Annotated in this window: 25 protein-coding genes; 12 read left to right on the top strand and 13 right to left on the bottom strand. The window is 69.9% G+C overall.

Going from position 1 to position 25,607, the window contains the following annotated elements:
* The first annotated feature begins 132 nt into the window (after window positions 1–132).
* Entirely contained in the window at window positions 133–1,917 is a 1,785-nt protein-coding gene (gene thiC, locus A3IG_RS0113580; protein ID WP_018384115.1) for a phosphomethylpyrimidine synthase ThiC, read from the top strand.
* 69 nt (window positions 1,918–1,986) lie between these two features.
* On the opposite strand, the gene A3IG_RS0113585 is transcribed toward thiC, so the two are convergent.
* Window positions 1,987–2,751 (bottom strand): aminoglycoside adenylyltransferase family protein, encoded by a 765-nt coding sequence (locus A3IG_RS0113585; RefSeq protein ID WP_018384116.1) that lies wholly within the window; start codon window positions 2,749–2,751, stop codon window positions 1,987–1,989.
* Window positions 2,752–2,926: 175 nt separating this feature from the next.
* Here A3IG_RS0113585 and A3IG_RS0113590 point away from each other — a divergent pair, with 175 nt between their 5' ends.
* Both A3IG_RS0113590 and A3IG_RS0113595 read left to right on the top strand, forming a co-directional pair.
* Complete coding sequence (locus A3IG_RS0113590) at window positions 2,927–3,340, top strand: hypothetical protein (protein ID WP_018384117.1); 414 nt, start codon at window positions 2,927–2,929, stop codon at window positions 3,338–3,340.
* A gap of 178 nt (window positions 3,341–3,518) precedes the next feature.
* On the top strand, window positions 3,519–3,866 hold the full coding sequence (locus A3IG_RS0113595; RefSeq protein WP_026220240.1) for a VOC family protein: 348 nt from the start codon (window positions 3,519–3,521) through the stop codon (window positions 3,864–3,866).
* A 36-nt stretch (window positions 3,867–3,902) separates the two neighbouring features.
* On the opposite strand, the gene A3IG_RS0113600 is transcribed toward A3IG_RS0113595, so the two are convergent.
* From A3IG_RS0113600 to A3IG_RS0113615, 4 genes are all read right to left on the bottom strand, one after another.
* A complete protein-coding gene (locus A3IG_RS0113600) occupies window positions 3,903–4,283 on the bottom strand; it encodes a VOC family protein (protein WP_026220241.1) in 381 nt (126 codons plus the stop codon).
* Window positions 4,284–4,474: 191 nt separating this feature from the next.
* Window positions 4,475–5,701 carry an MFS transporter gene (locus tag A3IG_RS29680; RefSeq protein WP_051087492.1) on the bottom strand — a complete coding sequence of 409 codons (1,227 nt, stop codon included), beginning with the start codon at window positions 5,699–5,701 and terminating at the stop codon, window positions 4,475–4,477.
* A gap of 348 nt (window positions 5,702–6,049) precedes the next feature.
* On the bottom strand, window positions 6,050–6,271 hold the full coding sequence (locus A3IG_RS0113610; protein WP_018384121.1) for a DUF397 domain-containing protein: 222 nt from the start codon (window positions 6,269–6,271) through the stop codon (window positions 6,050–6,052).
* Window positions 6,264–7,061, bottom strand: a complete 798-nt coding sequence (locus tag A3IG_RS0113615; protein WP_018384122.1) for a helix-turn-helix domain-containing protein — start codon at window positions 7,059–7,061, stop codon at window positions 6,264–6,266. The genes A3IG_RS0113610 and A3IG_RS0113615 overlap by 8 nt, the downstream gene beginning before the upstream one ends.
* A gap of 309 nt (window positions 7,062–7,370) precedes the next feature.
* Here A3IG_RS0113615 and A3IG_RS0113625 point away from each other — a divergent pair, with 309 nt between their 5' ends.
* The 7 genes from A3IG_RS0113625 (at window position 7,371) to A3IG_RS0113655 (ending at window position 14,251) form a co-directional block, all read left to right on the top strand.
* Window positions 7,371–7,592: a hypothetical protein gene (locus A3IG_RS0113625; RefSeq protein ID WP_018384124.1), complete on the top strand. Its 222-nt coding sequence runs from the start codon at window positions 7,371–7,373 to the stop codon at window positions 7,590–7,592.
* 8 nt (window positions 7,593–7,600) lie between these two features.
* Window positions 7,601–7,906 (top strand): hypothetical protein, encoded by a 306-nt coding sequence (locus A3IG_RS0113630; RefSeq protein ID WP_018384125.1) that lies wholly within the window; start codon window positions 7,601–7,603, stop codon window positions 7,904–7,906.
* Window positions 7,907–8,101: 195 nt separating this feature from the next.
* Complete coding sequence (locus A3IG_RS0113635; protein ID WP_018384126.1) at window positions 8,102–8,818, top strand: LPXTG cell wall anchor domain-containing protein; 717 nt, start codon at window positions 8,102–8,104, stop codon at window positions 8,816–8,818.
* Window positions 8,819–9,154: 336 nt separating this feature from the next.
* Window positions 9,155–10,180, top strand: coding sequence for a helix-turn-helix domain-containing protein (locus A3IG_RS29685; protein WP_018384127.1), 1,026 nt, complete (start codon window positions 9,155–9,157; stop codon window positions 10,178–10,180).
* A gap of 269 nt (window positions 10,181–10,449) precedes the next feature.
* Window positions 10,450–10,758, top strand: a complete 309-nt coding sequence (locus A3IG_RS0113645) for a hypothetical protein (RefSeq protein WP_018384128.1) — start codon at window positions 10,450–10,452, stop codon at window positions 10,756–10,758.
* Window positions 10,759–10,772: 14 nt separating this feature from the next.
* Window positions 10,773–12,512: an NAD(P)/FAD-dependent oxidoreductase gene (locus A3IG_RS0113650; RefSeq protein WP_018384129.1), complete on the top strand. Its 1,740-nt coding sequence runs from the start codon at window positions 10,773–10,775 to the stop codon at window positions 12,510–12,512.
* A gap of 71 nt (window positions 12,513–12,583) precedes the next feature.
* Window positions 12,584–14,251, top strand: coding sequence for an NAD(P)/FAD-dependent oxidoreductase (locus tag A3IG_RS0113655; protein WP_026220242.1), 1,668 nt, complete (start codon window positions 12,584–12,586; stop codon window positions 14,249–14,251).
* 68 nt (window positions 14,252–14,319) lie between these two features.
* On the opposite strand, the gene A3IG_RS0113660 is transcribed toward A3IG_RS0113655, so the two are convergent.
* From A3IG_RS0113660 to A3IG_RS0113680, 5 genes are all read right to left on the bottom strand, one after another.
* The gene (locus A3IG_RS0113660) at window positions 14,320–15,339 is read right to left on the bottom strand and encodes an ABC transporter permease (protein ID WP_018384131.1); all 1,020 of its coding nucleotides are present in this window, start codon (window positions 15,337–15,339) and stop codon (window positions 14,320–14,322) included.
* Window positions 15,336–16,304, bottom strand: a complete 969-nt coding sequence (locus A3IG_RS0113665; RefSeq protein ID WP_018384132.1) for an ABC transporter permease — start codon at window positions 16,302–16,304, stop codon at window positions 15,336–15,338. Before A3IG_RS0113665 ends, A3IG_RS0113660 begins: the two co-directional genes overlap by 4 nt.
* A complete protein-coding gene (locus tag A3IG_RS0113670) occupies window positions 16,294–17,880 on the bottom strand; it encodes a sugar ABC transporter ATP-binding protein (protein ID WP_040911419.1) in 1,587 nt (528 codons plus the stop codon). The genes A3IG_RS0113665 and A3IG_RS0113670 overlap by 11 nt, the downstream gene beginning before the upstream one ends.
* Before the next feature lie 107 nt (window positions 17,881–17,987).
* Entirely contained in the window at window positions 17,988–19,082 is a 1,095-nt protein-coding gene (locus A3IG_RS0113675; RefSeq protein ID WP_018384134.1) for an ABC transporter substrate-binding protein, read from the bottom strand.
* A gap of 283 nt (window positions 19,083–19,365) precedes the next feature.
* Window positions 19,366–20,382 (bottom strand): LacI family DNA-binding transcriptional regulator, encoded by a 1,017-nt coding sequence (locus A3IG_RS0113680; protein ID WP_018384135.1) that lies wholly within the window; start codon window positions 20,380–20,382, stop codon window positions 19,366–19,368.
* Between the two features lie 217 nt (window positions 20,383–20,599).
* On the opposite strand from A3IG_RS0113680, the gene A3IG_RS0113685 reads away from it, so the two are divergent.
* Window positions 20,600–23,182: a glycoside hydrolase family 2 gene (locus tag A3IG_RS0113685; protein WP_018384136.1), complete on the top strand. Its 2,583-nt coding sequence runs from the start codon at window positions 20,600–20,602 to the stop codon at window positions 23,180–23,182.
* Between the two features lie 151 nt (window positions 23,183–23,333).
* Here the strand turns inward: A3IG_RS0113685 and A3IG_RS0113690 are convergent, their stop codons facing one another.
* From A3IG_RS0113690 to A3IG_RS0113700, 3 genes are read right to left on the bottom strand one after another with little or no spacing between them, the layout of a single operon-like run.
* Entirely contained in the window at window positions 23,334–23,963 is a 630-nt protein-coding gene (locus A3IG_RS0113690; RefSeq protein WP_018384137.1) for a flavodoxin family protein, read from the bottom strand.
* Window positions 23,964–24,001: 38 nt separating this feature from the next.
* Entirely contained in the window at window positions 24,002–24,502 is a 501-nt protein-coding gene (locus tag A3IG_RS0113695; RefSeq protein ID WP_018384138.1) for an SRPBCC family protein, read from the bottom strand.
* Entirely contained in the window at window positions 24,499–24,837 is a 339-nt protein-coding gene (locus A3IG_RS0113700) for an ArsR/SmtB family transcription factor (protein WP_018384139.1), read from the bottom strand. Before A3IG_RS0113700 ends, A3IG_RS0113695 begins: the two co-directional genes overlap by 4 nt.
* Before the next feature lie 183 nt (window positions 24,838–25,020).
* Here A3IG_RS0113700 and A3IG_RS0113705 point away from each other — a divergent pair, with 183 nt between their 5' ends.
* Window positions 25,021–25,557: a low molecular weight protein-tyrosine-phosphatase gene (locus A3IG_RS0113705; RefSeq protein WP_040911462.1), complete on the top strand. Its 537-nt coding sequence runs from the start codon at window positions 25,021–25,023 to the stop codon at window positions 25,555–25,557.
* The last annotated feature ends 50 nt before the right edge of the window (window positions 25,558–25,607 follow it).

Consider the following 25,607-nt stretch of genomic DNA (forward strand, 5'->3'; position numbering starts at 1 on the left):
TCTTCGCACGACGCGGGAGCTCGGAGCACCGGGCTGAGAGGGCGCTGACGCCGCGGACAGATCCGCGGTATCCACGCTGCGCCGACCGCCGAACCTGTTACCGGGTAATGCCGGCGTAGGGAGATGGGTCTGATGACCTCGCAGGATGCACACACGCGTGCCACCACCCCCGACCGCGGGACGACGGGCTGGCACAAGGACCACCTCACCGGATCACGGCCGGACCTGCGGGTGCCGGTCCGCAGGGTCCACCTGACCAACGGACAGGACGTCACGCTCTACGACACCTCCGGCCCGTACACCGACCCCTCGGTCACCACCGACGTCCGCCGCGGCCTTCCACCGCTGCGCGCACCCTGGATCGCCGAACGCGGCGACACCGAGGAGTACCCCGGCCGCCCGGTGCGCCCCGAGGACGACGGTCCGCGGCACACCGTCCCGCGCGCCGGTTCCCCCGGCGGGCCCGACCAGGACACGGCCTTCCCCGGCCCGCCCCGGCGCCCGCGGCGGGGCCGTGACGGAGCCGTCAGCCAACTCGCCTACGCCAGACGCGGCCTGATCACCGCGGAGATGGAGTTCGCCGCGCTGCGGGAGGGCGTGGCGCCACAGGTGGTCCGCGAGGAGATCGCCGCTGGCCGCGCGGTGCTGCCGGCCAACGTCAACCACCCGGAGATCGAGCCGATGGTCATCGGCAAGCGGTTCCTGGTGAAGGTCAACGCCAACATCGGCAACTCCGCCGTCACGTCCTCCGTCGAGGAGGAGGTGGAGAAGCTGACCTGGGCCACCCGCTGGGGCGCCGACACCGTGATGGACCTCTCCACCGGCCGTGACATCCACACCACCCGCGAGTGGGTGCTGCGGAACTCACCGGTGCCCATCGGCACCGTCCCGCTGTACCAGGCCCTGGAGAAGGTCGGCGGCAGAGCCGAGGAGCTGACCTGGGACGTCTACCGGGACACCGTCATCGAGCAGTGCGAACAAGGCGTGGACTACATGACCGTGCACGCCGGGGTGCTGCTGCGGTACGTCCCGCTGACCGCCCGCCGCAAGACCGGCATCGTCTCGCGCGGCGGCTCCATCATGGCGGCCTGGTGCCTCGCCCACCACCAGGAGAACTTCCTCTACAGCAACTTCGCGGAACTCTGCGAGATCCTGCGCGTCTACGACGTGACGTTCTCCCTCGGCGACGGCCTGCGGCCGGGCTCCGTCGCGGACGCCAACGACGAGGCGCAGTTCGCCGAGCTGCGCACCCTGGGCGAACTCAACCGGGTCGCCCGCGCCCACGACGTCCAGACCATGATCGAAGGTCCGGGGCACGTTCCCATGCACAAGATCAAGGAGAACGTCGAGCTCCAGCAGGAGATCTGCGACGAGGCCCCGTTCTACACCCTCGGCCCGCTGACCACCGACATCGCGCCGGCGTACGACCACATCACCTCGGGCATCGGCGCCGCCATGATCGCCTGGTGGGGAACGGCGATGCTCTGCTACGTCACCCCCAAGGAACACCTGGGCCTGCCGGACCGCGACGACGTGAAGACCGGCGTGATCACCTACAAGATCGCCGCCCATGCCGCCGACCTCGCCAAGGGCCACCCCACCGCCCAGCAGTGGGACGACGCGCTGTCCGACGCGCGTTTCGAGTTCCGCTGGGAGGACCAGTTCAACCTGGCCCTCGACCCCGACACGGCCCGCGCCTTCCACGACGAGACCCTTCCGGCCGAGGCGGCCAAGACGGCGCACTTCTGCTCGATGTGCGGTCCGAAGTTCTGCTCGATGAAGATCAGCAAATCCATCAATGAGAGGTTCGGCGACGGGCCGTCCGCGTCGGACCAGGAGATCGCCGCGGGCATGCTCGCCAAGTCCAGGGAGTTCGCCGAGGCGGGGAACCGGGTCTACCTGCCCGTGGCGGACTGACCTGCCTCCCCGCGGGAACGGTGGAGTCCGAGCGGGGCTCCACCGTTCCCGCGGGGACACCGGCGCGCCTCACCCCGGCAGCAGCCGGCCGATCTCGGTGAGCACCGCGTCCACGTGGGGACGGACCCGCGCCTTCAGCTCCCGGCTCCAGTTCTCCTGGGAGTAGGGCGTGGTGAGGTAGAGCTCCCTGGCGTGTTCCAGGACGGGGCGCTGTTCCGGGGGGAGCCGGGCGAGTGCCCAGTCAGCGGCGGCGTCCTTCGGCCTGATCTCGCCGGTGGCGAGCGTGGTCCAGACGCGCGCCAGGGTCAGCACGACGTTGCGGGTGTCGCACTCCAGGTCGTCGAGCAGGCCCGGAACGCCCGACACACTGGCCCGGACCAGGTCGGCGTGGGGAACGCGGTCCAGGACCCGCGCCGGTGGCGGGCCGCTGAGGGCGTGGTCACCGGACAGCACCATCGTGACCAGCAGGGCGAGGTCCGGCGTGGGCTCCGGCTGAGGGGGGCCACCCACCAGGAACTCGTGACGGAGCCACTCGCCGTAGAGGAAGTCGGCGGTCGGTGGGAACCGCCACGGCCGGACCTCGGACTGGACGACCACGGTGAGCTCCACCGGGCGGAGCCCGTCCGGCGAACCGGACCCCGAGACCTCCAACAGCCCATCGAGGAGCGCCCGCCGTTCCCGGTCGTTCATGCTCCGCCGCGAGACGACGAGGACATCCACGTCACTGGCGGGTTTCAGGCCGCCGAGCACGCCGGACCCGTGGAGGTACGTCCCGATGGCCTCCGGCCCCAGGACACGGCCGACCAGGCCCGCGACCTCCTCGACCTGGTGCATCGCGCCAGTATGGCGGTCGGCACAGGCCACCGCACGTGCGTTTGCGGGACGGCGGGTGTTCCGGAGAAGGGCGCCGCCCCTCCACCGCGTGCCCTCCGCGGGCAACAGCAGGTCGAACGCCCCGGCTGAGCTGCGCTCTTGACCTCAACCTTGGTTGAGGTACAACACTTGGCGCATGAAGATCACAAACAGCAGCACCATTCTCTTCCGCAACACCATGCGCATCACCGACGGCCACCTCGACGGCTTCCGGCACGCCATCGCACAGGCGGTGGCATTCGCTCAAGAGCACGGCCCACAGCTCATGGTGGAGGTCTTCATCGACGAGGAGCGGATGCTGGCACACAGCTTCCAGCTTTACCGCGACTCCGATGCCATCCGCACCCACTGGCGGCTGTCGGACCCGTACATCCGCGAGGTGATGGAGCACTGCACCGTGCAGCACTTCGAGATATTCGGTGAACCGGACCACGACATCGTGGCGGCCCTCAAGACCCCGGACGGCGAATCCTTCTCTTTCACCATCTCGCCCCGCCTCGCCGGCTTCAACCGTCTTGAGACATCCGAATGGGACGAATCGCCCTCTTAAGAGGACCCGACCCTGGTGGTGCTGGACACGCAGAGCATAGGTGCCCTGGGTCGGGGCCTCGCCGTACGGCCTGCGGGGTTGGTCGGACACCGGGGCGTTCTCGAAAATGCGTGCGAACGCGGGTGAGCCGTGGTACTCCTGGATCCTGGATCTTGCCTGTTCTCATCCGGAGCCGTCGATGGCCGTTCGCCGTGTCATGCCCATCATCCAGTCAGAAGCCACGCGGGAGAGCCGGGAGTTCTACGGCCTGCTGGGCTTCGAGGAAGCCATGGATCTCGGCTGGATCGTGACGCTCGTCTCGCCGTCCAATCCAGCAGCGCAGGTCAGCGTGGTGACCAGCGACAAGACCGCCCCCGTCACCCCCGACGTGAGCATCGAAGTGGATGACGTGGAGGCGGTTTACGCGGCCGTGCGGGACAGCGGCGCGGAGACCGTTCATCCCCTGCAGGACGAGGAATGGGGAGTACGGCGGTTCTTCGTCCGTGACCCCAACGGCCGCGTCGTCAACGTTCTGAGCCACCGCTGAGACGCTTCTCGCGCCGGGGGGGCCGGCGCAGCCGGGTCAGAGCGGGTTGAGGCGGGCCTTGAGCAGGCAGAACTCATTGCCCTCGGGGTCGGCGAGAACGTGCCAGGGCTCGTCGCCGGTCTGGCCGATGTCGGCCGGGCGCGCCCCGATCGCCAGGAGGCGTTCGAGCTCGGCGTCCTGATCGCGGTCGGTTGCGTTGACGTCGATGTGCAGCCGGGGCTTCCCCTGCTCCGGCTCGTCCCTGCGGCTGAGGATGATCGTCGGTTGCGGGCCGCCGAACCCTTCGCGCGGACCGATCTCGAGGGTGCCGTCCTCCTCGCGGTCGAGCACGACGAAGTCCAGGACCTCGCACCAGAACCGCGCCAGCACCTCGGGGTCGCGGCAACCGAGCACGAGCTCACTGATACGACATGCCATGGACGAGACCTACTCTCAGCGTGCGAACTACCGGGGCGGCCACGCGTGGCCCTGCGCCTCCCCCCAAGGGGGAAACACGCCCGAAACCGTACCGGTCGAGGCGAGCGGGTGCGAAGGGTTTTTGTGGGGCCCTCGCCCGGCCGGACCATCCGGCGAGGACCGCGGGCCCGTCCACCGCGGCTCGCCGGAGGTCACGCCCTCCTGGCCGCCGTGCCCGTCCCGTCGGACGTGGCGGCCAGTGCCCCGGCCAGGTCGGACGACGACGCCCAGCGGGCGGCGGCCGGCACGGAAAGACCCGTGACCAGGAACAACCCGGCCAGCACGAACCACCCGCCGACTCCGCCCTCGATCAACAGGGCGGTCATCAGCGCGGGCGCGAAGACGATGGCCAACGCCGCGCCCGTGTTGAACACCCCCTGGTACTCGCCGTGGGCCTCCTGCCGGGTCAGGCTCACCGCCAGCCCCCAGCTCCCAGCGACGAAGAGCACCTCACCGATGACATGGGCGAGGGTGCCCCCGACCAGCAGCGCGACGGCGAGCGCACCGGAGCGGTGGTAGGTGGCGGCGTACAGCGCGCAGGCGACGGCGAAGGGGATCGCGGACCAGGCGCAGGCCCTCGCGGCACCCCTCACCGTGTCGCTGCCCCGGCTCGCGCGGTGTTGGAACACCACGATGGTGACGGTGTTCAGGACCATCAGCACACCGATGATCCACAGAGGAGCGCCGGTGTGGGCGGCGATCCACAGCGGCACCCCACTGGAGAACATCCCCCAGTTCAACGCCAGGACGGTGCACAACACGGTCACCACGAGGAACGGCCGGTCCCTGGTCACCAACGCACGACGTTCGACGCCCCGCTCGGCCAGCGAGGGGACCCGGGGCACGGTCCGCAGGACGAACGCGGAGACCAGCGCCGCCGCCGCGTAGAGGAACAGCAGGCCCAGGTAGGCGGGGCGGCTGTCGAGGTACAGCGCCAACCCGCCGACGCCCACCCCGAGCGCCATCCCCGCACTCTGGGCGACGCGTAACGAGGACAGGTGGCGCACTCGCTCCTCGCCGCTGGACAGGCCCGCCACCAGGGCGATCCGAAGGGCCGGCACACTCCGTTCCGCGGTCAGCACCACGCTGCTGACCAGCACGAACGCCCAGGGCTCGGAGGCCCACCCGTAACCGACACACACGAACCCCTGCGCCAGGACGAGGAAGACCAGCATCCGCCGCAGCCCGACCCGGTCCGCCAGGTAGCCGATCAGCCCTCCGGTGACCAGCGCGGTCAGGCCGCCGGCCGTCAGACTGACGCCGAAAACCGTCGGGCTCAGGCCCAGGGACCGGGTGGCGAAGACCGCGAGGCAGGCGTACCAGCCGCCGCGGCCCGCGGCGAGCACCAGCGTGCCCACGTGGAGGGACCGCAGGGACACGTGAGGAGGGGACTCCGTGGTCACCACCGCGTGGTCCTGTCCGTGACCGTCGGGGTGACACGGGTCTGGTGGACTCTGCCCGTCACCGGTCGTCATGGCGCGCCATGGCGTGACTCCCTGCCGCTGTGTCGTGGAACGCGCCGCACCGCCGGGGTGGAGCGGGGCGGGCACGTCGGGGAATGCTGACAGGCAACAGTCGAATATGCCTCGCAGAAGCGACACAGCACACATATTCGGACACCGGCATGCTGCCACCCTGTGGGCCGGCATGTAGTGGCGCCGGCCCACAGGGTGGTGTGGCTGGTCCCGGTGTCGGTCTTGCCCTCGGTACGGCGCCGTTCGGCGGTTTCAGCCGGGGAGCTCGCCGCTCTTGACCGCTGACACGAACGACGACCAACCCGCGGCCGAGAAGACCAACGCGGGACCGTGCGGGTCCTTGCTGTCCCGGACAGGGACACCCCAGGGGTGGCCGTCTAGGACTTCGAGGCAGCTTCCCTCATCGGGGCCGCTATAGGACGACTTGCGCCAGCCGCTGAATATGGAGGCGTCCGTAATGGTGTGCTCATTCATGCTGCTCGTAGTCCTTCGCTGTCGCTCTCAACAGGGCCAGTGACTCCTTGGACGGCAGAGCATCCCCCAGCGCTTGATGGTATGCGCCATGAAAACGTTCGACAATTGCCGGCGCGTCATGTACCTGACTCGTGAGCAGAGCCTCAACGTAGGTCACCGGCGGTTGGTCCTCGAACGACATCAAAGAGACCATGCCCTGAAGCAGCGGATGGGCGCCCACGCCGAACGGGATCACGTGTACACGAATACGTTCGCTGACCATCAAGCCGATGATATGCGCGATCTGCTCGGCCATGACGTGTGGACTGCCGATGGGGCGGCGTAACACTCCTTCGTCCAGCACGGCCCACACTACTGGGCTCACCGGGTCGCTAAGGATCTTTGCGCGCTCAAGTCGTGTGACGACAGCCTTGTCACGTTCCTCATCACCCAGCGGGGGGAAGCTGGCGCCCAGCATGGCACGCGCATACCTCTCCGTCTGGAGGATGCCCGGCACGCACGACAGCGCGAACTCGCGGATCATCGTCGCCTGTTGTTCGAACTGCAGTGCCGCCTCAAAATGGCTCCCCACCGGCCTGCTGTTCTCCCCCGGCCGGAAGCGGCTGAGCACGTCGCCCGTGTTCAGGGCCTTGTCCAGCCGCCGCGCGTCCTCCTTGGACGGGACCCGGCGGCCCGCCTCGATGTGCGCGATGTGCGAGCGGGTCATCACCGCTTCGTCGGCCAACTCCTGCTGTGTCATTCCGGCGGCCTCGCGCTGTTCCCTGAGCCAGTCGCCATAGGTGCTTCCCATTCCTTGTCAACCTCCAAGTGACTATGAATTCGTCACCGTTCAGGTACTGGCGAGCGTACTCAGTCGCCCCAAAACTGGTGCTGCGGAAAGGGATTCGCACATCGGAATGCCAACAAGTGCCATGCGTGCGTGAACCCCCGCGACGCGCCGACGTCCGGGGGAATGGCCACCGACCCCCTGAAAGGTTGATGACGTGATCGACGTTATCGGGAAACTCGTCGTGCCGCTGCTGCGGCTGCTCATTCCGGCCACCGGGCGTCACCGGGCACCCGCCCGGCGGCGGCCCCTGCACGCCAGGCCGGTGACCTCGTGACCGAGATCCCCGCCGTCGGCGAGACCGTCCACGACACCGAACACGACCGGATCGGCGTGGTCATGGGCCATGTCGGACCCCATGTCCAGCTCCGTCCCATCGGCGGTGGGTGCGAGTGGGACGCCGACCCCGCACGTCTGACACGCATCCCGGTGTCCACCGCCCTGCGCGACCGCGTCGCCGAGGCGAACTCCTGGAGCCGGGGGGACTGGCGGTGAGACGTCGCATGACCTGGGGCGAGACCCGTGCGGTCGCCGACGTCACATCACGCCATCACGGCCCCAGCCCCGGCCCCGGGCTCACCGTCGGTATGGTGGTCTACGACCGGCGCTGGGAGATGCCCGCCACCATCGTCGGCTTTGACGGTCCCTTTGTCTGCCTGACCCGTCCCACCGGGCTCACGTGGCGCGCACGCCGTGCCTCCCTGCGCCCCGCGACCACGCGTGAGCGTCGCCAACTGCGCGCCATCGCCGTACTCCACGCCAGGAGCCGTGGGGATGGCGCCGTCCCGCCGGGCTCTGGTGCCCACTGACGTACATCCCTGGAAGAACCGCCAATTGGTGCCATCCGATGGCTGAAAACGTGTCGTCATAACATCGTTATGCGGAACGAGTTGCGACAGATGACAATCCTTGGGACGGATGGTAACAATTGGGCCTTGACTGGTCCTATAAGACGATAGGACGCTGTGCAATCTCCCAGCCCATCATCCATCAAGGTTGGTTCTATGCGCACCCTACCCGCAGCCTGTGCGGTCACGGCCGCGGCGGCGGCCACGCTGCTGCTGCCCACGGCCGCGTTCGCTTCCCCTCCCGGTGACAACGGCACCGTCAAGATCCACGATGCCGAGACCGGCGAGGATCTCAAGGAGAACGACCCGCACGTCTGCGAGTTCTACCTCGACGCGTTCGGATTCGACGACCAACAGGACGTCGACTGGAAAATAGTTCAGTGGCCGCCCACGGCCGAGGTCAAGGGCAAGCTCGCCAAGTCCGGCTCCATCGTCCTGGACGACGAGGGGCACGGTCGGACCGAGGACATGACCCTGCCGGACGGCCACTACAAGCTGATCTGGAACTTCGAGGGCGAGAACGGCCGCGCCAAGCACAAGGTCTTCTGGACCGACTGCGAGGACGACACGCCGTCGTCTCCCTCCCCCTCCACGTCCACCTCCGCCTCGCCGACGCCGTCGGAGTCCGCTTCGACCCCGGCCTCGCCGACGCCCAGCAACTCCTCGGCCACTCCGACCGAGTCCTCGGGCACGACCCCCAACGGTTCGGCGACGCCGACGACCCCCGCGCCCGGCCCCAAGGACGACAAGGGCGACAAGGACGGCAGCCTCGCCGAGACCGGTGCCTCGGTGGTCGGCATCTCCCTGGCGGCCCTGGCGCTGCTGGCCGGTGGCGCCGCGCTGATCTGGCGTCGCAAGTCACACCAGCACTGAGCACTGCGCACTGCGCGCTGAGCACTGCGCGCTGAGCACTGCGCGCTGAGCACTGCGCGCTGAGCACTGCGCGCTGAGCGCTGGGCACTGACGACTGACCGCTGACGGCGGCAGCCAGAACCCGGCCCGGAACAGATCCGGGCCGGGTGGGCTGCCGCCGTTTGCATGTTCTCCGCCACCCCCGCCGCCACCGACACCCGGCCGGAGCGAGGCTCTATTCCCGCTCATGGTCGCGGTTCCACCATGACGCGCCGCGACGCCCCCCGCGCCACGGGGGGAACGCCGACTGTCTGCTCCACGCACACAGCACGTCAGTACGTAACGGGGGAAAACTGAATGAACACGATGGTGGGTACCCACGACTCGACGCTGCCCACTTCCGAGCGGATCACCCGATTACGGGAGCTCTGCCTCGGCCTGCCGGTGGCCGTGCGGGTCGAGCCCGACCCCTCGCTGCCCTTCCGGGGCGACACCTCCTTCATCGATCTCGGCGCCGTGTCGCTCCTGTCCGTGCACGCGTCACCGAGCGAGCTGCGCAGGACCCGGAAGATGATCGGGTGCTCCGATCCCGGGATGCTCAGACTCGACCTGTTGCACCACGGCAGGAAGGTCTTCCGTCTGGACCGGCAGGAGACCGAGCTGCGCCCCGGCGAGCTGCTGCTCTCCGACAGTTCCCAGGAGTTCCACGTCTCCACCGTGGCGGCGGACGGCGACACGTGGGGGACGGTCATGATGTTCCCGCGCACCCTGCTGCCGCTGAGTCCGCACCTCCTGAAGCACTCGCTCGGCACCCCCCTCCCGGGCCGTGACGGCGTGGGAGCGCTGCTCTCCGGCCTGCTGACCACCCTGACCTCGGACAACGGTCAGTTCGAGCGCTGTGACACGGACAGCCTGGGCCGGGTGGTGCTGGACCTGCTGGCAGCGATGTGCGTCACCCGGCTCGACGCCTGTGACGCGCCGGCCCCCGAGTCCGGACGACGCGCCCTACGGGTGCGGATACGCAGCTTCATCCTGCACCACCTCCACGACCCGTGGCTCGATCCGCGCACGATCGCAGCGGCGCACAACATCTCCGTGCGTTACCTGCACAAACTGTTCCAGGACGAGGGCTGCACCGTCGCCGAGTGGATACGCCAGCGCCGGCTGGAGCGCTGCCAGCGCGACCTGGCCAACCCCGCGCTGTGCCACCGCCCGATCCGCACCATCGCCACATGCTGGGGTTTTCCCAACGCCGCGCACTTCAGCCGGGCGTTCAGGGCCGCCTACGGCCTGCCACCCCGGGAGTACCGGGAGCGTTCCCTCCACGGCGCAGCGGTGCGTCACCCGGCAAGTGTTGGGCGCTCGGTGGCAACGACTTCCTGAGCGCCGCCGACCACCCTGTTAGGGCACGGACCCGAAGGCGGCGAACGCGGGCGCTCGACGCGGCTGTCGCCCGGCGGTTCCCGGCACCACCACCGACCGACTCCGAGTGGGGCGAGCCGCGCCCGGGGGCCGCACGGCCTCGCCCACCGTCCCCGTCCCTGGTGTTCGCGTCGCCCGCCGGTGCGCCGACGCGCTCCGGCGGGCACCGGGGACGACGCGGTCGGGCCGGCGACCGAGCCCGGTCCCCACACCAACGAGGGAGGACGAGGATGCGCTACACCGAGGGACCGCGCCAGCCGGGCGGCTCGCCCACGGAGGCAGCGGAGTGGTGGTGGACACCCCCCGAGGCCCACGACGTGGCCCTGGCCGCTCCCGGCGGTGCCGCTCCCGGCCGTGCCGGTTCCGTGTTGGGCACGGTCCGCGCCTGGGTGGACCTGATGGTCCTGCTGACCCCGACCGTGCTCGTCCGGGTGCGGGCGTGGGCCGCCCACAGGGCTCCGAGGGGCGTGCGCCCGCTGCTCCTCCGGGCCCCCGTGCCCACGGCGAAGAAGCACGTCAAGGACACGAAGACCTCCTAGGAGAAGAAACGTCCATGCATACTGACGCGGACACCTACGACGTGGCGGTCCTCGGCTCCGGGATGACCGGCGCGCTGATCGGGGCCTGCCTCGCCCGCAACAGCGCCAAGGTCGTGATCATCGACTCGGGCACCCATCCACGACTCACCCTTGGCGAGGGGGAGTCCACCCCGCTGTACACCGGCATGCTCCTGCGCCTGATCGCGGAGCGCTACGGAGTCCCGGAGATCAAGTACCTGGCGTCCTTCGAGGCGGCGCAGTCGAAGATCTCGCGCAACGGGGGCGTGGCCCGGAACTTCGGCTACGTCTACCACCGTGAGGGCCGGCGGCAGGACCCGCGTGAGGCCCACATGCTCCAGCCCCCCACGATGGGCTTCACCCCGCACCACCTGTTCCGGCAGGACACCGACGCCTGGTTGCTGACCGTCGCGGCGAAGTACGGCGCGGACGTTCGGCAGCAGCAGCGCGTCACCGACGTCGACGTGACGGAGGACGCGGTCACCATCGGACTGGACGGCAAGCCGCCGATCCGCGCCAGGTACGTGGTGGACGCCGGCGGCGAGCGCTCCGTGCTCGCCGAGCGGTTCGCGCTGCGCGAGGGACCGAGCCGGTTCCGCCACCACGCCCGGACGCTCGCCAACCACATGCTCGGGGTGCGACCGTACGACGAGATCGCACCGACGCGCCGCTACGGCAACCCCGGCCCCTGGCACGAGGGCAGCCTGCACCACGTCTTCCACGGCGGCTGGATGTGGGTGTACCCGTACGGCAACCACCCGCGCTCGACCAACCCGCTGTGCGGTGTGGGCCTGCAACTCGACCCCCGGGTCCACCCGGCGCCGGACTGCTCCCCGGAGGAGGAGTTCCGCCGCTTCGTCGCCCGGTTCCCGGACATCGCCGCACAGTTCGACGGTGCCGTGCCGGTGCAGGAGTGGGTGCGCACCGAACGCCGCCAGTACTCCTCCAAGCAGGTGATGGGCCACCGGTGGTTCCTGGCCGCCAACAGCGCCGGGTTCGTCGATCCGCTCTTCTCCGGCGACCTGACCGTCGGTCTGGAGACGGTGCACGCGCTGACGCACCGGCTGCTCGACGCCGTCCGGGAGGACGACTTCGCCACGGAGCGCTTCGAGGACGTGCGGGACCTGGTGGAGGACCTGCTCGACAACAACGACGACGTGTGCGCCAACGCCTTCGTCTCGTTCCGTGACTTCTCCCTGTGGGACGTCTGGTACCGGGTCTGGTACACCCGCCAGATCCTGAGGACGTACGAGATCAACCGCCGGTATGCCAACTTCCTGCGGAACCGGGACACCGCCGAGCTCGCGGTCCTGGAACGTCCCTGGTGGCGGGGGCGGAAACCGCCGCAGGACGTGCCGTACGCACCGGCGGTGCGCTTCCTGCAGGAGGCCAACGAGCGGTTCCAGGCGATAGGACGCGGTGAGGCGGGGGCCGAGACCGCCGCCACCGACCTGATGCGGCAGTTGAGCGAGGGCACCTTCACCCCGCCCGTCTTCGGTCTCGGCGATCCCCGGCTCCAGTGGACGTCCCTGCCCACCCGCAAGATGGCGGAGACCCTGAACTGGACGAGGAGAACGGCCCCGCGGGACATCGCGGAACTCACCCTGGACGGCCTGTTCCTCTTCATGCGGGTGCGTCTGGCCAGGGGTGAGTCCCATGTGGGGGAGGAGCTCAGGCAGCTCGTGGCCGGCCGGCCCAGGCTCGGCAGGCGGCTGCGGGTTCCCACGCCGAAGTAGCCGGCCGCAACGCTCCCCTTTCCCCAAGCCCCGGGGGCCCGTGTCCCCCGCCGTACCAACGGAGGAGTTCCGTGCGCGCAACACAGAACGGGTCCGCGCAGTTGTACGACGTCGCCATCATCGGCACCGGCCTTGGCGGCTCCATGCTCGGGGCCATCCTGGCCCGCAACGGGGCCCGGGTCCTGCTCCTGGACCAGACCGAACACCCCAAGTTCGCCATCGGCGAGTCCACGATCCCCAACATGCTGGTGAGCCTGCGCACCATGGCGGCACGGTACGACGTGCCCGAGTTGGTGACCCTGTCCTCCTTCGCGGGATGCCAACGGATCATCGGCCCCTCGAACGGGGTGAAGAACCACTTCGGCTTCCTCGTTCACCAGGAGGGCAGGCAACAGGACCCCGCGCAGGTCACGATGTACAACTTCACCAAACTGATCTACCCGACGGCGCACTTCTACCGGCAGGACACCGACGCCTACCTGCTCCGGGTGGCCGTCGGGTACGGCTGCGCGCTGCGGCAGCGGTTCCGCACGGCGTCGGTCGAGTTCGACGACTCCGGCGTCACCATCACCGGGGACTCCGGCGAGGAGTTCCGGTCCCGGTACGTCGTGGACGCCAGTGGCTACCGGTCGGTGATCGCTGAGAAGTTCGGCCTGCGCGAGGACCCGTGCCGCTACAAGCACCACTCACGGTCGATCTGGAACCACATGATCGACGTGCCCGACACCGACCAGGTCTTCGCCCGCCCGACGGCGGACGCACCCCCGGTGCCCTGGTACGAAGGAACGATTCACCACCTGTTCGAGCGCGGCTGGTTCTGGGTCATCCCGTTCAACAACGACCCGAGTTCCCGCAACCCGCTGTGCAGCGTGGGACTCACCCTGGACCCGCGGCGGTACCCCGTGGACCACTCGCTCACCCCGGAACAGGAGTTCTGGGCGCACGCACGGCGCTTCCCCGACATCGCCCGGCAGTTCGCCGGGGCCCGGCCGGTGCGGGAGTGGGTGCGCACCGACAGGCTCCAGTACTCCTCCAGCCGCACGGTCGGCGACCGGTGGGCCCTGCTGTCGCACGCCGCGGGCTTCATCGACCCGCTGTTCTCCCGCGGCATGTCCAACACGTGCGAGGTCGTCAACGTGCTGGCGTGGCGGCTGTTGCGCGCGACCCGCGACGGGGACTTCTCGGCGGAACGCTTCCGCGCGGTGGACCGATTCCAGCAGGCCCTGCTCACCGGCAACGACGAACTGGTCAACGCGGCGTTCATCTCCTTCGAGGACTACCGCCTGTGGTCGGCGGTGTTCCGGATCTGGGCCTGGGGTTCGAACGCGGGGTCGTTCCGGGCCCACGAGGCGTTCCGGCGGTGGCGGGCGGACGGTGACGAACGGCACCTGCTCGAGCTGGAGGACGCGGAGAACCCCGAGCTGCACTGGTCCGACCACGAGGGCTACCGGCAGATGTTCAGCACCATGGTGGAGCGGTGCGGGGCGTACGAGGCCGGGCGGGTCACCGCCCGCGAGGCCGCCGACGCGCTGCACGAGCAACTGGCGTCGGCCTCGTACGTCCCCCGCTACTACGGCTGGGACGACCCGACGCTGCGGTTCATCAACCCCACGTCGAAGGTCATGGCCAAGACCATGTGGTGGGCTCTGCGGGAGGCCCCACCGGATGTCCGGCGGATCATGCTCGGCTTCGGCCGCGAGGCCACGAAGGAGGTCCTGAGAGGCCGCCGGATCTTCTGACCCGGGCCGGCACGGGGGGGATGACGGCCGGCGCCGGCGGCGGGGTACCGCCACCGGCGCCGGCCGGCTCAGATCACCTGTTGTCGCCGCCCCAGCCACGTCTGGGCGATGACGACCAGGACCAGGAAGCCGCCGCTGACCACCTGTTGGTAGGCCGAGTCCAGGGAACCGACCTGGTTGATGATGTTCTGGATCACCTTGAGCAGCAGAACCCCCACCAGGGAGCCGCTGATGAAGCCGAGGCCGCCGGTGAGCAGGGTGCCGCCGATGACGACCGCGGCGATGGCGTCGAGCTCCATCCCGAAACCGAGGATGGTCACCCCGGAGGCGAGCCACGCCGCGTTGAGCGCACCGGCCAGGCCGGCGAGCAGCCCCGACAGGGTGTAAACGATGATCTTGGTGCGGGCGACCGGGGCACCCATCAGCGCGGCGGCGTCCTCGTTGCCCCCGACGGCGTAGACGTGCTGGCCGAACCTGGTGCGGCGCAGCACCACCGCCCCGGCGACGAAGAGCACGACGGTGATCCACACGGGGATGCCGATGCCGAGGAGCTCGTCCTGTCCGAGCCTGATGAACAGGGAGTTCTTGTCCACCAGGTAGGTGGTGGCCCCCTCGTCGGTGATGTTCAGCATGACGCCCCGGGCGGCGAGCATGGACGCCAGCGTGACGATGAACGGCGCCATCCGGGTCCTGGCGATGAGCACCCCGTTGACCAGGCCGATCAGCCCGCACCCGGCGAGGGGGAGCAGCAGTGCCACCAGCGTGCCGTGCCGGGAGCCCCACGCGGCGAGCACCCCGCCGAGGACGAACACCGAGCCCACGGACAGGTCGATGCCGCCGGTGATGATGACGAAGGTCATCCCGAGGGCGACGATGGCGAGGAACGCCGAGGACAGCGCCATGTTCTCGATGTTGTCGCCGGTGGCGAACGAGTCGAAGCTCAACGACGCCACGGCGGCGAGCAGGACCAGCGCGACCAGGGCGCCGTGCTGCTGGGCCAGCGCACTGAGCCGCTCGCCGCGGTTGGTGCCGGCCTCCGTTCGCGCGGCCGGTGTCACGGCCGGGGGCCGGACCTTCAGGACGGTCACCTTCTGCCCCTTTCCCGAGCGGCGTAGACCGCGACCACGATCACCGCGGCCTGGGCGATCTGGGTCCACGACGGCGACAGGTTGTGTTTGATCAGGGTGGCGTTGAGGAGCTGGATCAGCGCGGCGCCGGCGACGGTGCCGCCGATCCGCACCCGCCCGCCGCTCAGTGAGGTGCCGCCGACCACCACGGCGGTGATCGCGGAGAGCTCCATCAGGTTGCCCAGCGAGGTCGGGTCGCTGGCCGAGAGCCTGGCGGTGGCCAGGAAGCCCGCGACGGCGGCGAGCACCCCGGAGCAGACGTAGACGACGATCAGCACCCGACGCACCGGCAGCCCGGCGAGTTGGGCGGCGGGTCGGCTGTCCCCGACGGCCAGGAGTTGCCGGCCGAAGGTGGTGCGGCGGACGGCGAAGGCGACCAGCAGCGCCAGGGCGACGGCGATCAGCACCACGTAGGGGATGCCCACCAGGTCGCCGGAGCCGAGCGTGGCCATGGTCGGGTCGTGCACGTCCTCGAGTTGCGGGAGCAGCACCAGCGCCAACCCGCGGACCCCCACCATGAGCGCCAGCGTGGCGACGATGGGCTGCACCCCGACGAACGCGACCAGCGCGCCGTTGGCCAGTCCGACCGCGGCACCGCCGACCAGGGCCACCAGCAGGGCGGCCAGCGGTCCGTAGCCGAGGTAGAGGGAGAGCAACGAGGTGGACAGGGCCATCACCGAGCCGACCGACAGGTCGACCCCCTCGGTGCCGATGACCAGGGCCATCCCCAGGGCGACGATGAGCACGGGGGCGACCTGCACGGCCTGGGTGCGGAAGTTCTCCGTGGACAGGAAGTGGTCGGTGAACGCGACGTTGAACAGGAGCAGGACGGTGACGCCGAGGTAGACGCCGTACTCCTGCATCCACTGCACGAGCTGGGCGCGGTCGGCGGGTACCCCCCTGCGTGGCACGACGTCAGTGGCCATGGACGGCGGCCTCCTCGGCGGACGTGGGGGAGGTGGGGATGGTGGGGGAGGTGTCGTCCGGCGCGGTCGTCGGGGCGGCGATGGCCCGCATCAGCCGGTCCTCGGTGACGTCGTCCCCGGACAGCTCGGCGACGACGGCGCCGTCCTTGAGCACCACCACCCGGTCGGAACCACTGATCAGTTCCTCCACGTCGGAGGAGATGAGCAGCACGCCGAGTCCCTGTTCTGCGAGTTCGTCGATGAGTTTCTGCACCTCGGCCTTGGCTCCGACGTCGATGCCCCGGGTCGGATCGTCCAGCAGCAGCACCTTGGGGTGCATGGCCAGCCAACGGGCGAGGAGCACCTTCTGCTGGTTGCCGCCGGAGAGCTCGCCGACCTTCTGGTGGGGGCTCGACGCCTTGATCCGCAGACGTTTCATGAAGGTCTCGACCACCGCGTCCACCCGGGCCTCGTGGACCAGGCCGAAGCGGGACAGTCGGGGCAGCGCGGCCAGCGCGATGTTCTCCCGGACGGACAGGCCGGGCACGATGCCCTCCGCCTTGCGGTCCTCCGGCAGGAGGCTGATCCCGGCCCGGATGGCGGCCGGGGTGGAGCCGGTGCGCACCGAGATCCCGGCGACGGTGACGCTGCCCCCGGTCACCGGCAGCGCACCGGCGATGGCCTTGGCCGTCTCGCTGCGGCCGGAGCCGAGCAGCCCGCCGAGCCCCAGCACCTCGCCGGGGTGGATGCGCAGCGAGACGTCACGCAGTTGGTGCGGGCGGGTGAGGCCCTCGGCGTGCAGCACGGGTTCCCCGTCGTGGTCGCCGGCGGGTGTCGCCGTCGTCTGCCGTCCGACCTCGCCGAGGGGACGGCCCAGCATCAGCGAGACCAGGGTCAGCCGGTCGGTCTCGGCGAGCGGCCCGGTGTGCACGTGGCGGCCGTCGCGCAACACGGTGACCGTGTCGCACACCGCGTACAGCTCCTCCATCCGGTGGCTGACGTAGACCACGGCGATGTCCTGCTCACGCAGCCGCCGGATGACGCCGAACAGAGTCTCCACCTCGCGCGGCTCGAGCGACGAGGTGGGCTCGTCCATGATGACGACGCGGGCGTTGACCGACACGGCCCTGGCCAGCGCCACCATCTGCTGGGCTCCGACACCGAGGTGGCGCAGCGGCTGGCGGACGTCGACCCGGACGCCGTAGTCGCCCAGGACCCGTTCGGCCTCCCGGTGCATCCGGCCGAAGTCGATCAGGCCGAGGCGGGTGCGTGGTTCCCGGCCGAGGTAGAGGTTGCGGGCCACGCTCATCAGCGGGACGAGGTTGACCTCCTGGTAGATGGTGGAGATGCCTGCCTGCTGCGCCCGGAGGGGCGTGCCGAACACGGCCGGCTCCCCCCGGTAGCGCAGTTCGCCCTGGTCCGGCTGGTAGACACCGGTCAGGACCTTGATCAGTGTGGACTTGCCGGCTCCGTTCTCGCCGACGAGCGCGTGCACCTCGCCTGGGCGGACGGTGAACGTCACGTCGTCGAGAGCCAGAACGCCGGGGAAGCGCTTGGTCAGCCCCCGCACGGCGAGGACTTCAGCGGGTGCGCTCACCGCTGCCCTCCTGGGATTGGGTGGTGGGACGCGGGGGGCGGCCGGTGCGGGGCCGCCCCCCGCCGCGGGACGGGTACACGGGGTGGTGCCGACGGGGAGGTGGTCGGTCAGTACGCCTTGCCGAGGTCGGCCTCGGCGTTGTCCGCGGTGTACTCGCTGTCCTGGATGATGATGTTCTGGTGGACTTCCTCGCCCTTGGTGAACGAGTCCAGGGTCTGGAAGGCCAGCGGCCCGAACCGCGGGTTGGACTCCACCACGCCTTCGATCCAGCCGTCCACGATCCCCTGGACGGCGTTCCGGGTGCCGTCGATGGTCACGATCTTGACGTCACCGGCCTTCTTGCCCGCGCCCTTGAGGGCGTTGACGGCGCCGAGGCCCATCTCGTCGTTCTCCGCGTAGATCCCGGTGATGTCGGGCTTGGACTGGATGAGCTGTTCGGTGACCGACTGGCCCTTCTCCCGGGTGAACTCGCCGGTCTGCTCGAAGACCACCTCCAGGTCGGGGGCCTTGGCCTTGAGCTGGTCCTTGAAGCCCTTGGTGCGCTGGGTGGTGACGTTGTTCCCGGGGCTGCCCAGCAGGATGGCCACCTTGCCCTTGCCGCCGGTGGCCTCGATCATCTGGTCGGCAGCGCGCCTGCCCTGCTCGGTGAAGTCGGAACCGATGAAGCTGACGTAGTCCTTGCACGCCGTCGCGTTGATCTGGCGGTCGATGGTGACGATGGGGATCTTCTTGGCGCTCGCCTGGCGGAGCACCGGGTCCCAGCCGTCGGAGTTGAGCGGGGCGATGACCAGCACGTCGGCGCCCTTGGAGATGAGGTCCTGCACGTCGCTGATCTGCTTGGAGAACTGCGACTGGGCGTTGGCGGTGAGGAGCTTGACGCCGCGGCTCTTCGCCTCGGCCTTGATCGACGCGGTCTCGGCGATCCGGAAGGGGTTGGCTTCCTTCTCGGACTGGGAGAAACCCACGGTGGCGTTGGCGAGGTCGATCTTCTTGCCGCCGTACGCGTCGATGGTGCAGGTCTCGCCGCTGCCCACGCTGGGGGTGGAGACGACCTGGCTCGCCTCGGCCTGGGGTGTCGTGGGGGTGTCGGTGTCGTCGTCCTCCGACTTGGCGCATCCGGTGGCCAGCGTCAGGCTCGCCACCAGGCCGGCGACGATCACGGCCCGGGTCGAGGTACGGCGGATTGGTGCGATCGGCTTCATGACGTCCCCAAAACGGCACGGCACGGCGCGCTGGGGGCGCCGGCGGAGAGGATGTGGACACGCAGTCAGCTCTGCGCTACCGGGTTTTATAACGTTGGAAGACCGTACGTGTAAACCCTCGCGGACGATGTCCGGGTATGGACCGTCGAGCCAACCGGTGGGGGCCAGGGGGAACTTCGGGCCCCGGACGGCCCGTCAGCGAACCGTGGTGCACGACCCGCCGAAGGGGGCGGTACCGACGCGTCCGAAGCCACCGCCGGCACCGCGCGCCCCACGCGGCGGATCACCGCCTGCCGAGCGTGCTTTCCCGTTCCACCAGGCGAAACTCCGCCGCGATCTCATGCCCGCCCGGCGACTCCGTGCCCTCGAGACTGCGCAGCAGCGACTCCACCGCGAGCCGCGCGATGGACTGTTTGTCCGGTGAGATCGTGGTGAGGGTGACCGCGCCGAACCGCCCCTCGGCGATGTCGTCGAAGCCGATCACGGCCACGTCCCACGGCACCCGCAGCCCGCACTCGTGCAGGACCCGCATGGCGCCGATGGCGACCAGGTCGTTGTAGGCGAACACCGCGTCCGGTCGCACCCCGGAGTCCAGCATCCTGGCCATGGCCTCGGCGCCGTCCTGCCGGTCCCAGCCGCCGACCCGGCCCACCAGGCTGTCCGGGGCCGGGATGCCGGCCTCGGTGAGTTCCTCGCGCCAGCCCTTCATCCGCAGGTGAGCGGGGCGGTTGGCGGAGTCCGTACGGCCTCCGAGATAGGCGATGGTGGACCTGCCGCGGCCGATCAGGTGACGCACCGCGACCCGCGCCGCCGCAACGTTGTCGATGGCGATGTGGTCGTACGGCAGGTCGTACTGGCGCTCACCGAGCAGGACCAGGGGGACGTCGTCGCCGTCCCTGCCGCGCAGGTCCTCGACCTCGAGCTCCAGTGGGCTGAGGATCAGACCGTCGATCACCCGGGCCCGGAAACCCTGGCTGACCAGCACTTCCCGCTCGCGTTCCCCCCGCGTGTGGTCCAGCAGCACGGTGAGGTCGTGGTCCGCCGCCGCGTCGATGACCGCGCCGGCGAGCTCGGCGAAGTACGGGTTGCCGAGCTCGGGGACGGCCAGGGCGATGATCCCCGTACGGCCCTTGCGCAGGTGACGCGCAGTCACGTTCGGTTGGTAGCCGAGCTCGTCGATGGCCCGCTGCACGCGCTCCCGCATCGCAGGGGTGACGTGCGGATACTTGTTGACCACGTTCGAGACGGTCTTGATGGAGACGCCGGCACGCTCCGCGACGTCTTTGAGACTAACCCGCACTGGGAACTCCCTGCGTTCACTGCGTCCCACCCTCGGGGACGTCTGTCAGGACACTGGACAGCGGGCCTGAGCCGTGTTGTCATGCCAACTGCCGTCCTTCCAACGTTGTACAGATATTCGTTGTACAGACTCACGCGACGAGCCGCCACCCTTCCCAGTGATGGAGGATTCCGTGCGCACGACCCGACACCGACGACACGGGGCACGCCCGGCCGCAATGCTGCTCGCAGCAGGCCTCGGCATCACCGGCCTCACCTGGTCCCCAGCCGCGACGGCCGCGGAGGACCCCGCCCCGGTCCACGGACTCAAGGGCGAGTACTACACCCACTCCACCCCCGGGGCTTTCGACTTCCACGAGCTCAAGGCCACCGGATTCGACCCGAACCTCGACTTCGACAACCTCGAACCGCGACTGAGCTTCGCCACCGGTCAGGCCGACGACGTCAGCGTCCGGTGGACGGGGAAGATCGTGCCCGAGGAGTCCGGTCCGACGACGTTCTCGGTCACCGCCGACAACGGCTTCCGGCTCTGGATCGACCAGCAACTCGTCATCGACCACTGGGTCGATGACTGGGACCGGGAACAGGTCTCGCAACCCGTCGAGTTGACGGCGGGCAGAGCCTACGACATCAAGGTCGAGTACTTCGAACACTACGGCGGCTCCAACTTCCACCTGCGGTGGACCAAGCCCGGAGGGGACAAGGAGCCCGTCCCCCGGACGGCCTTCCTGCTCCCCGACGGCTTCGAGTACAACGGGGCGACCGACGTCTCCGTCCTGAGCGACGGCCGCACGCTGAAGCTCGACTTCGCCCAGAAGCTGGCCGCGCCCCCGTCCGACCTCACCGGTCACCTCGACGCCGTCATCGGCGGCGCCACCTGGCCGCTGGACTCCGCCCAGCTCGATCCCACCGACCCCACGGCCCTCCTCGTCGGCCTCAAGGAACCCGTCGTGGGCAACAAGGACGGCAACGCCAGGGGCACGGCCGACCTGCGCTACGACGGCGAGGGCGGTCTGACCGACCAGAACGGCGCGGTCGTGGACGCGTTCTGGTCCACCGGGGCCAACCGCTCCACCCACGAGCTGCGCACCCGGTGGGCGGACGAGGTCGGCCCCGACAACGCCCTGCCCGAGTACCCCCGCCCGCAGCTCACCCGGAACAAGTGGAAGAACCTCAACGGCACCTGGGAGTTCGCCGGCGCGGAGTCCGGCGAGGCGCCCCCGTTCGGCGAGCGCCTCGGCGAGAAGATCCTCGTGCCCTACCCCGTCGAGTCCCAGCTCTCCGGCATCCAGCGGCACGAGGACCGGATGTGGTACCGCCGCACCTTCACCGTTCCCCCTGGCTGGAAGATCGGCGACGAGCAGCGCCTGCGGCTCAACTTCGGCGCGGTGGACTGGCAGTCCGAGGTGTACGTCAACGGGACCAGGGTCGCCGAGCACAAGGGTGGCTACGACAAGTTCAGTGCCGACATCACCGACGCGCTGAAGCCCGGCAGCACCCAGGAGCTGATCGTCGGCGTCTACGACCCGACGGACTCGGGTGCCGGGGAGAACCCCCCGGTCGGCAAGCAGCGCCTCGACCCCAGCGGCATCTGGTACACGGCCTCCTCCGGCATCTGGCAGACGGTGTGGATGGAGCCGGTCGCGGCCGACCACATCGACTCGCTCAAGCTCACCCCGGACGTCGCCCGTGAGCAACTGACCGTGGAACCGAAGGGCGTCCGCGACGGGCTGCCGGTGCGGGCCACCGCCTACCGCGAGGGCACCAAGGTCGCCGAGGTGACCGGCCGCACCGGTGAGCCGCTCACCCTGCCGATCGCCGACCCCCGGCTGTGGTCGCCGGACGACCCGTTCCTGTACGACCTGAAGGTCACCGTCGGCGGCAAGCACGGGGACACCGTGGGCAGCTACTTCGGGATGCGTTCGATAGCCGTGGAGAAGGTGGACGGCACCCCGCGCACCATGCTCAACGGTTCGCCCGTCTTCATGATGGCCACCCTGGACCAGGGCTTCTGGCCGGACGGGCTGCACACCGCGCCGACCGACGAGGCCCTGGCGTACGACCTGAAGATGCACAAGGAGATGGGCTACAACTCGGTCCGCAAGCACATCAAGGTCGAACCGGACCGCTGGTTCTACTGGGCGGACAAGCTGGGCCTGCTCGTCTGGCAGGACATGCCGGCCATGACCGCGGGCCGCACCCCGGACACCGCCGCCCGCGCCCAGTACGAGCTGGAGATGAAGGAGATGATCGACGAGCACGCCAGCAGCCCGTCGATCGTGATGTGGGTGACCTTCAACGAGGGCTGGGGCCAGTACGACCAGGCCAGGGTCGCCGACCAGGCCAAGTCCTGGGACCCCACCCGCCTGGTCAACAACATGAGCGGCCTGAACTGCTGCGGAGCCGTGGACGGTGGCAACGGTGACATCGCCGACGCCCACAACTACCCCAGGCCCCAGCTCCCCGCACCCGACGGCGTGCGCGCCCTGGTCGCCGGCGAGTACGGCGGTCTCGGCCTCGCGGTCCCCGGGCACGCCTGGCCGGTGCAGATGTCGTACATCAACGTGGACCCGGCCACCTACACCAACGACTACCTGGCGCGGCTCGACGACGTGCGGGCACTCGCCTGCCGCGGCGGCAACGGGGCCGTCTACACCCAGATATCCGACGTCGAAGGGGAACTCAACGGTCTGATGACCTACGACCGGTCAGTGGTCAAGCCTGACGTGCAGCGGATCAACGCCGCCCACAGGGCGCTGATCAGCGACGCCCAGAACGGCACCCTGGGCTGCGGGGCCTGATCCCACCAAGTCCCGCGTCGGCACGGCCCGCCCCTGCCCGGGCGGGCCGTGCCTCGCTGCCGCGGCCCTCGGCAGCGGCCCCACTGCCCACGGGGCGGGTGGTCCTCCCCGGCCACGCGGCCCGCGGGGCCGTGCCGGGTCGCGGGAACGGTCAGCCGACCGGCTGCGGCCGGCAGCGGCCCGCGGCCCGGCGGCCGGCGAGGAGTTGGGCGGTGACCTCGGCCACCCGGGCACCCAGGTGCCGGCAGGTGAGCGCGTCGGAGTGGTGGACCCGGTCGGCGGCGACGTCGGTGTCGGTCTGGGCGCCCGCGCCGAGGAAGAAGCCGAGGCGGTTCAGGTCGTGCTCGCTGCCGGTGGTGGAGTTCCAGCCGGCAGCGAGGCCCAGGTTCACCCAGTGCATGTGGTGCTGGGCGGCGAGGACCGCCATGGCCATCAGGGTCTGGAGCTTGTCCCCGCTCTTGGAGCCGGAGTTGGTGAACCCCGCGGCGACCTTGTCCCGCCAGGTGCCCTCGACGCAGCGCCGGGAGGTGCGTTCGGCGAACGTCTGGAACCCGGCGGAGACGTTGCCCATGTAGGTGGGGCTGCCGAACACGATGGCGTCCGCCCCGTCCAGGACGGGCCACTGGTCGTCGGTGAAGTCGTCCACCGCGAGCACGGTGGGGGTGGCGCCGGCCTGGCGGACGCCCTCGGCGACGGCCAGGGCCAGGACAGCGGTGTGTCCCCGTCCCGAGTGGTAGGCGACGACGACACTGGGACGGATGGTGGTGGTTCCGTCGTTCATGGGGGTTACTCCCGTGGGTCGTTGCGGCGGGGCCCGGGTCAGGGGCGCGCCGGGTAGTCGGCGGCGACCTCCCGGTAGCGGGCACTCCAGCCGGGCAGCTCCGTCCCGGCGAGGTGGCACTCGAGTCGGTCGAGGAAGGCGTGCGTGCCCGGCGTGAACTGCCGGCCCCGGCGGACGCTCAGTCCGCGGTGGCTGAAGGTGAGCAGCGTGCCCTCGCCGGCGGCCTCCAGCACGTACCGGACGACGCCGTCCTCGGTGATGGCCTGCTTCCACTCGTGTTCCAGGACGTGCGGCGGGTCCCAGACCAGGATCCGACCGGTCATCCACTTCTGCCGGTCAGGGACCGGCGGTCCGGTGGGCAGCATGTCGATGGCGCCGCCGGGGCGGGCGTCGATGACGGTCTCGCCGAACCAGTGGGCCCGCTGCTCGGGGTCGGTCAGGGCCGACCACACCGCGTCCCTGGAGTAGGGCAGGTACCGGACGAAGGTGATGACGGCGGTGTCCCCGTCGATCTCCAGCTCGCCGTGTCCGTCACTCACGAGTCTCCCTCCGGTGTGGAACGTGGGGGCTGGTGGGTGCGCGCCAGGTGGGCTTCCAGGGCGTCGAGGTGCCCGGACCAGTAGCGGCGGTAGCGCCCGAGCCACGCGTCGATCTCGGCCAGCGCATCCGCGCGCAACGCGTAGATCCTGCGCTGCGCGTCGGGGCGGACCTCGACGAGACCCGCCTCCCGCAGCACCCTCAGGTGCCGGGAGACGGCGGGCTGGCTCAGGCCCGGCAGGGTCGCGACGAGTTCCCCGGCGGACCGCTCGCCCTGGGCCAGCTCGTCGAGCAGCGCCCTGCGGCTGGGCTCGGCCACGGCTTCGAACACGTCCATGAGACGAGTATTACCATTTGATTATATAAACGCAAGCCGATAGAAGATGTCCGCGGCCCATTTGTCACTGTTCGCTTACTGCCGGCCATCTCCTGGGCAACAACCCGCCGCCGGGGGCGGTCATCGCGGATGATGGTAGGCATGACAGCACCCTCGGTCCGTCCGGCTGCGCCCGCGCCCGTGATGCGGGCCGGGAGCGTCTGGTACCGGGTGTGCTTCGTGTGCACGGCCAACATCTGCCGGTCCCCCATGGCCGCCTCGGTGTTCCGGACGATGGTGGACAACGCCGGGCTCTCCGACCTGGTCAAGGTGAGCAGCGCCGGGACCGGGGGCTGGTTCGAGGGCGAGGGCGCCGACCTGCGGACCGTCGCGGTGCTGGCCGCCAACGGCTACCCGGACGAGCACGCGGCGCGGCAGTTCAAGCCGGCCTGGTTCGTCGGCCTCGACCTGGTGGTGGCGCTCGACGAGAGCCATGCCCGGTTCCTGCGGTACCTGGCGCCCACCGCGCGGGACGTCGACAAGGTGCGCCTGCTGCGGTCGTTCGACCCGGCGGCCAGGAAGGGCGAGTTGGACGTCCCCGACCCGTACTACGGCGGCATCGAACACTTCCGACGGTGCCTGGAACTGATCGAGGCGGCGTCCGTGGGGCTGCTCGAGGCAGTGGCCGAGCAGGTCGTGCCGCCCGGCAGACGCGGCAAGCACGCCAAGCCCCAGGACTGAACAGCCCCGGGGCCGTGTGCCGGCCCGCACCAACGACGAAGCCGGGCCGG

Source organism: Wenjunlia vitaminophila DSM 41686 (assembly GCF_000380165.1).
Taxonomy (GTDB): Bacteria; Actinomycetota; Actinomycetes; order Streptomycetales; family Streptomycetaceae; genus Wenjunlia; species Wenjunlia vitaminophila.

Coding starts and splice junctions, on each gene's coding strand:
- A3IG_RS0113635 (WP_018384126.1), top strand. CDS start 8,102: ATGCGCACCCTACCCGCAGCCTGTGCGGTCACGGCCGCGGCGGCGGCC.
- A3IG_RS0113650 (WP_018384129.1), top strand. CDS start 10,773: ATGCATACTGACGCGGACACCTACGACGTGGCGGTCCTCGGCTCCGGG.
- A3IG_RS0113610 (WP_018384121.1), bottom strand. CDS start 6,271: ATGAATGAGCACACCATTACGGACGCCTCCATATTCAGCGGCTGGCGC.
- A3IG_RS29685 (WP_018384127.1), top strand. CDS start 9,155: ATGAACACGATGGTGGGTACCCACGACTCGACGCTGCCCACTTCCGAG.
- A3IG_RS0113590 (WP_018384117.1), top strand. CDS start 2,927: ATGAAGATCACAAACAGCAGCACCATTCTCTTCCGCAACACCATGCGC.
- A3IG_RS0113700 (WP_018384139.1), bottom strand. CDS start 24,837: ATGGACGTGTTCGAAGCCGTGGCCGAGCCCAGCCGCAGGGCGCTGCTC.
- A3IG_RS0113685 (WP_018384136.1), top strand. CDS start 20,600: ATGCTGCTCGCAGCAGGCCTCGGCATCACCGGCCTCACCTGGTCCCCA.
- A3IG_RS0113645 (WP_018384128.1), top strand. CDS start 10,450: ATGCGCTACACCGAGGGACCGCGCCAGCCGGGCGGCTCGCCCACGGAG.
- A3IG_RS0113705 (WP_040911462.1), top strand. CDS start 25,021: ATGCGGGCCGGGAGCGTCTGGTACCGGGTGTGCTTCGTGTGCACGGCC.
- A3IG_RS0113690 (WP_018384137.1), bottom strand. CDS start 23,963: ATGAACGACGGAACCACCACCATCCGTCCCAGTGTCGTCGTCGCCTAC.
- A3IG_RS0113585 (WP_018384116.1), bottom strand. CDS start 2,751: ATGCACCAGGTCGAGGAGGTCGCGGGCCTGGTCGGCCGTGTCCTGGGG.
- A3IG_RS0113600 (WP_026220241.1), bottom strand. CDS start 4,283: ATGGCATGTCGTATCAGTGAGCTCGTGCTCGGTTGCCGCGACCCCGAG.
- A3IG_RS0113615 (WP_018384122.1), bottom strand. CDS start 7,061: ATGGGAAGCACCTATGGCGACTGGCTCAGGGAACAGCGCGAGGCCGCC.
- A3IG_RS0113595 (WP_026220240.1), top strand. CDS start 3,519: ATGGCCGTTCGCCGTGTCATGCCCATCATCCAGTCAGAAGCCACGCGG.
- A3IG_RS0113665 (WP_018384132.1), bottom strand. CDS start 16,304: ATGGCCACTGACGTCGTGCCACGCAGGGGGGTACCCGCCGACCGCGCC.
- A3IG_RS0113630 (WP_018384125.1), top strand. CDS start 7,601: ATGACCTGGGGCGAGACCCGTGCGGTCGCCGACGTCACATCACGCCAT.
- A3IG_RS0113675 (WP_018384134.1), bottom strand. CDS start 19,082: ATGAAGCCGATCGCACCAATCCGCCGTACCTCGACCCGGGCCGTGATC.
- thiC (WP_018384115.1), top strand. CDS start 133: ATGACCTCGCAGGATGCACACACGCGTGCCACCACCCCCGACCGCGGG.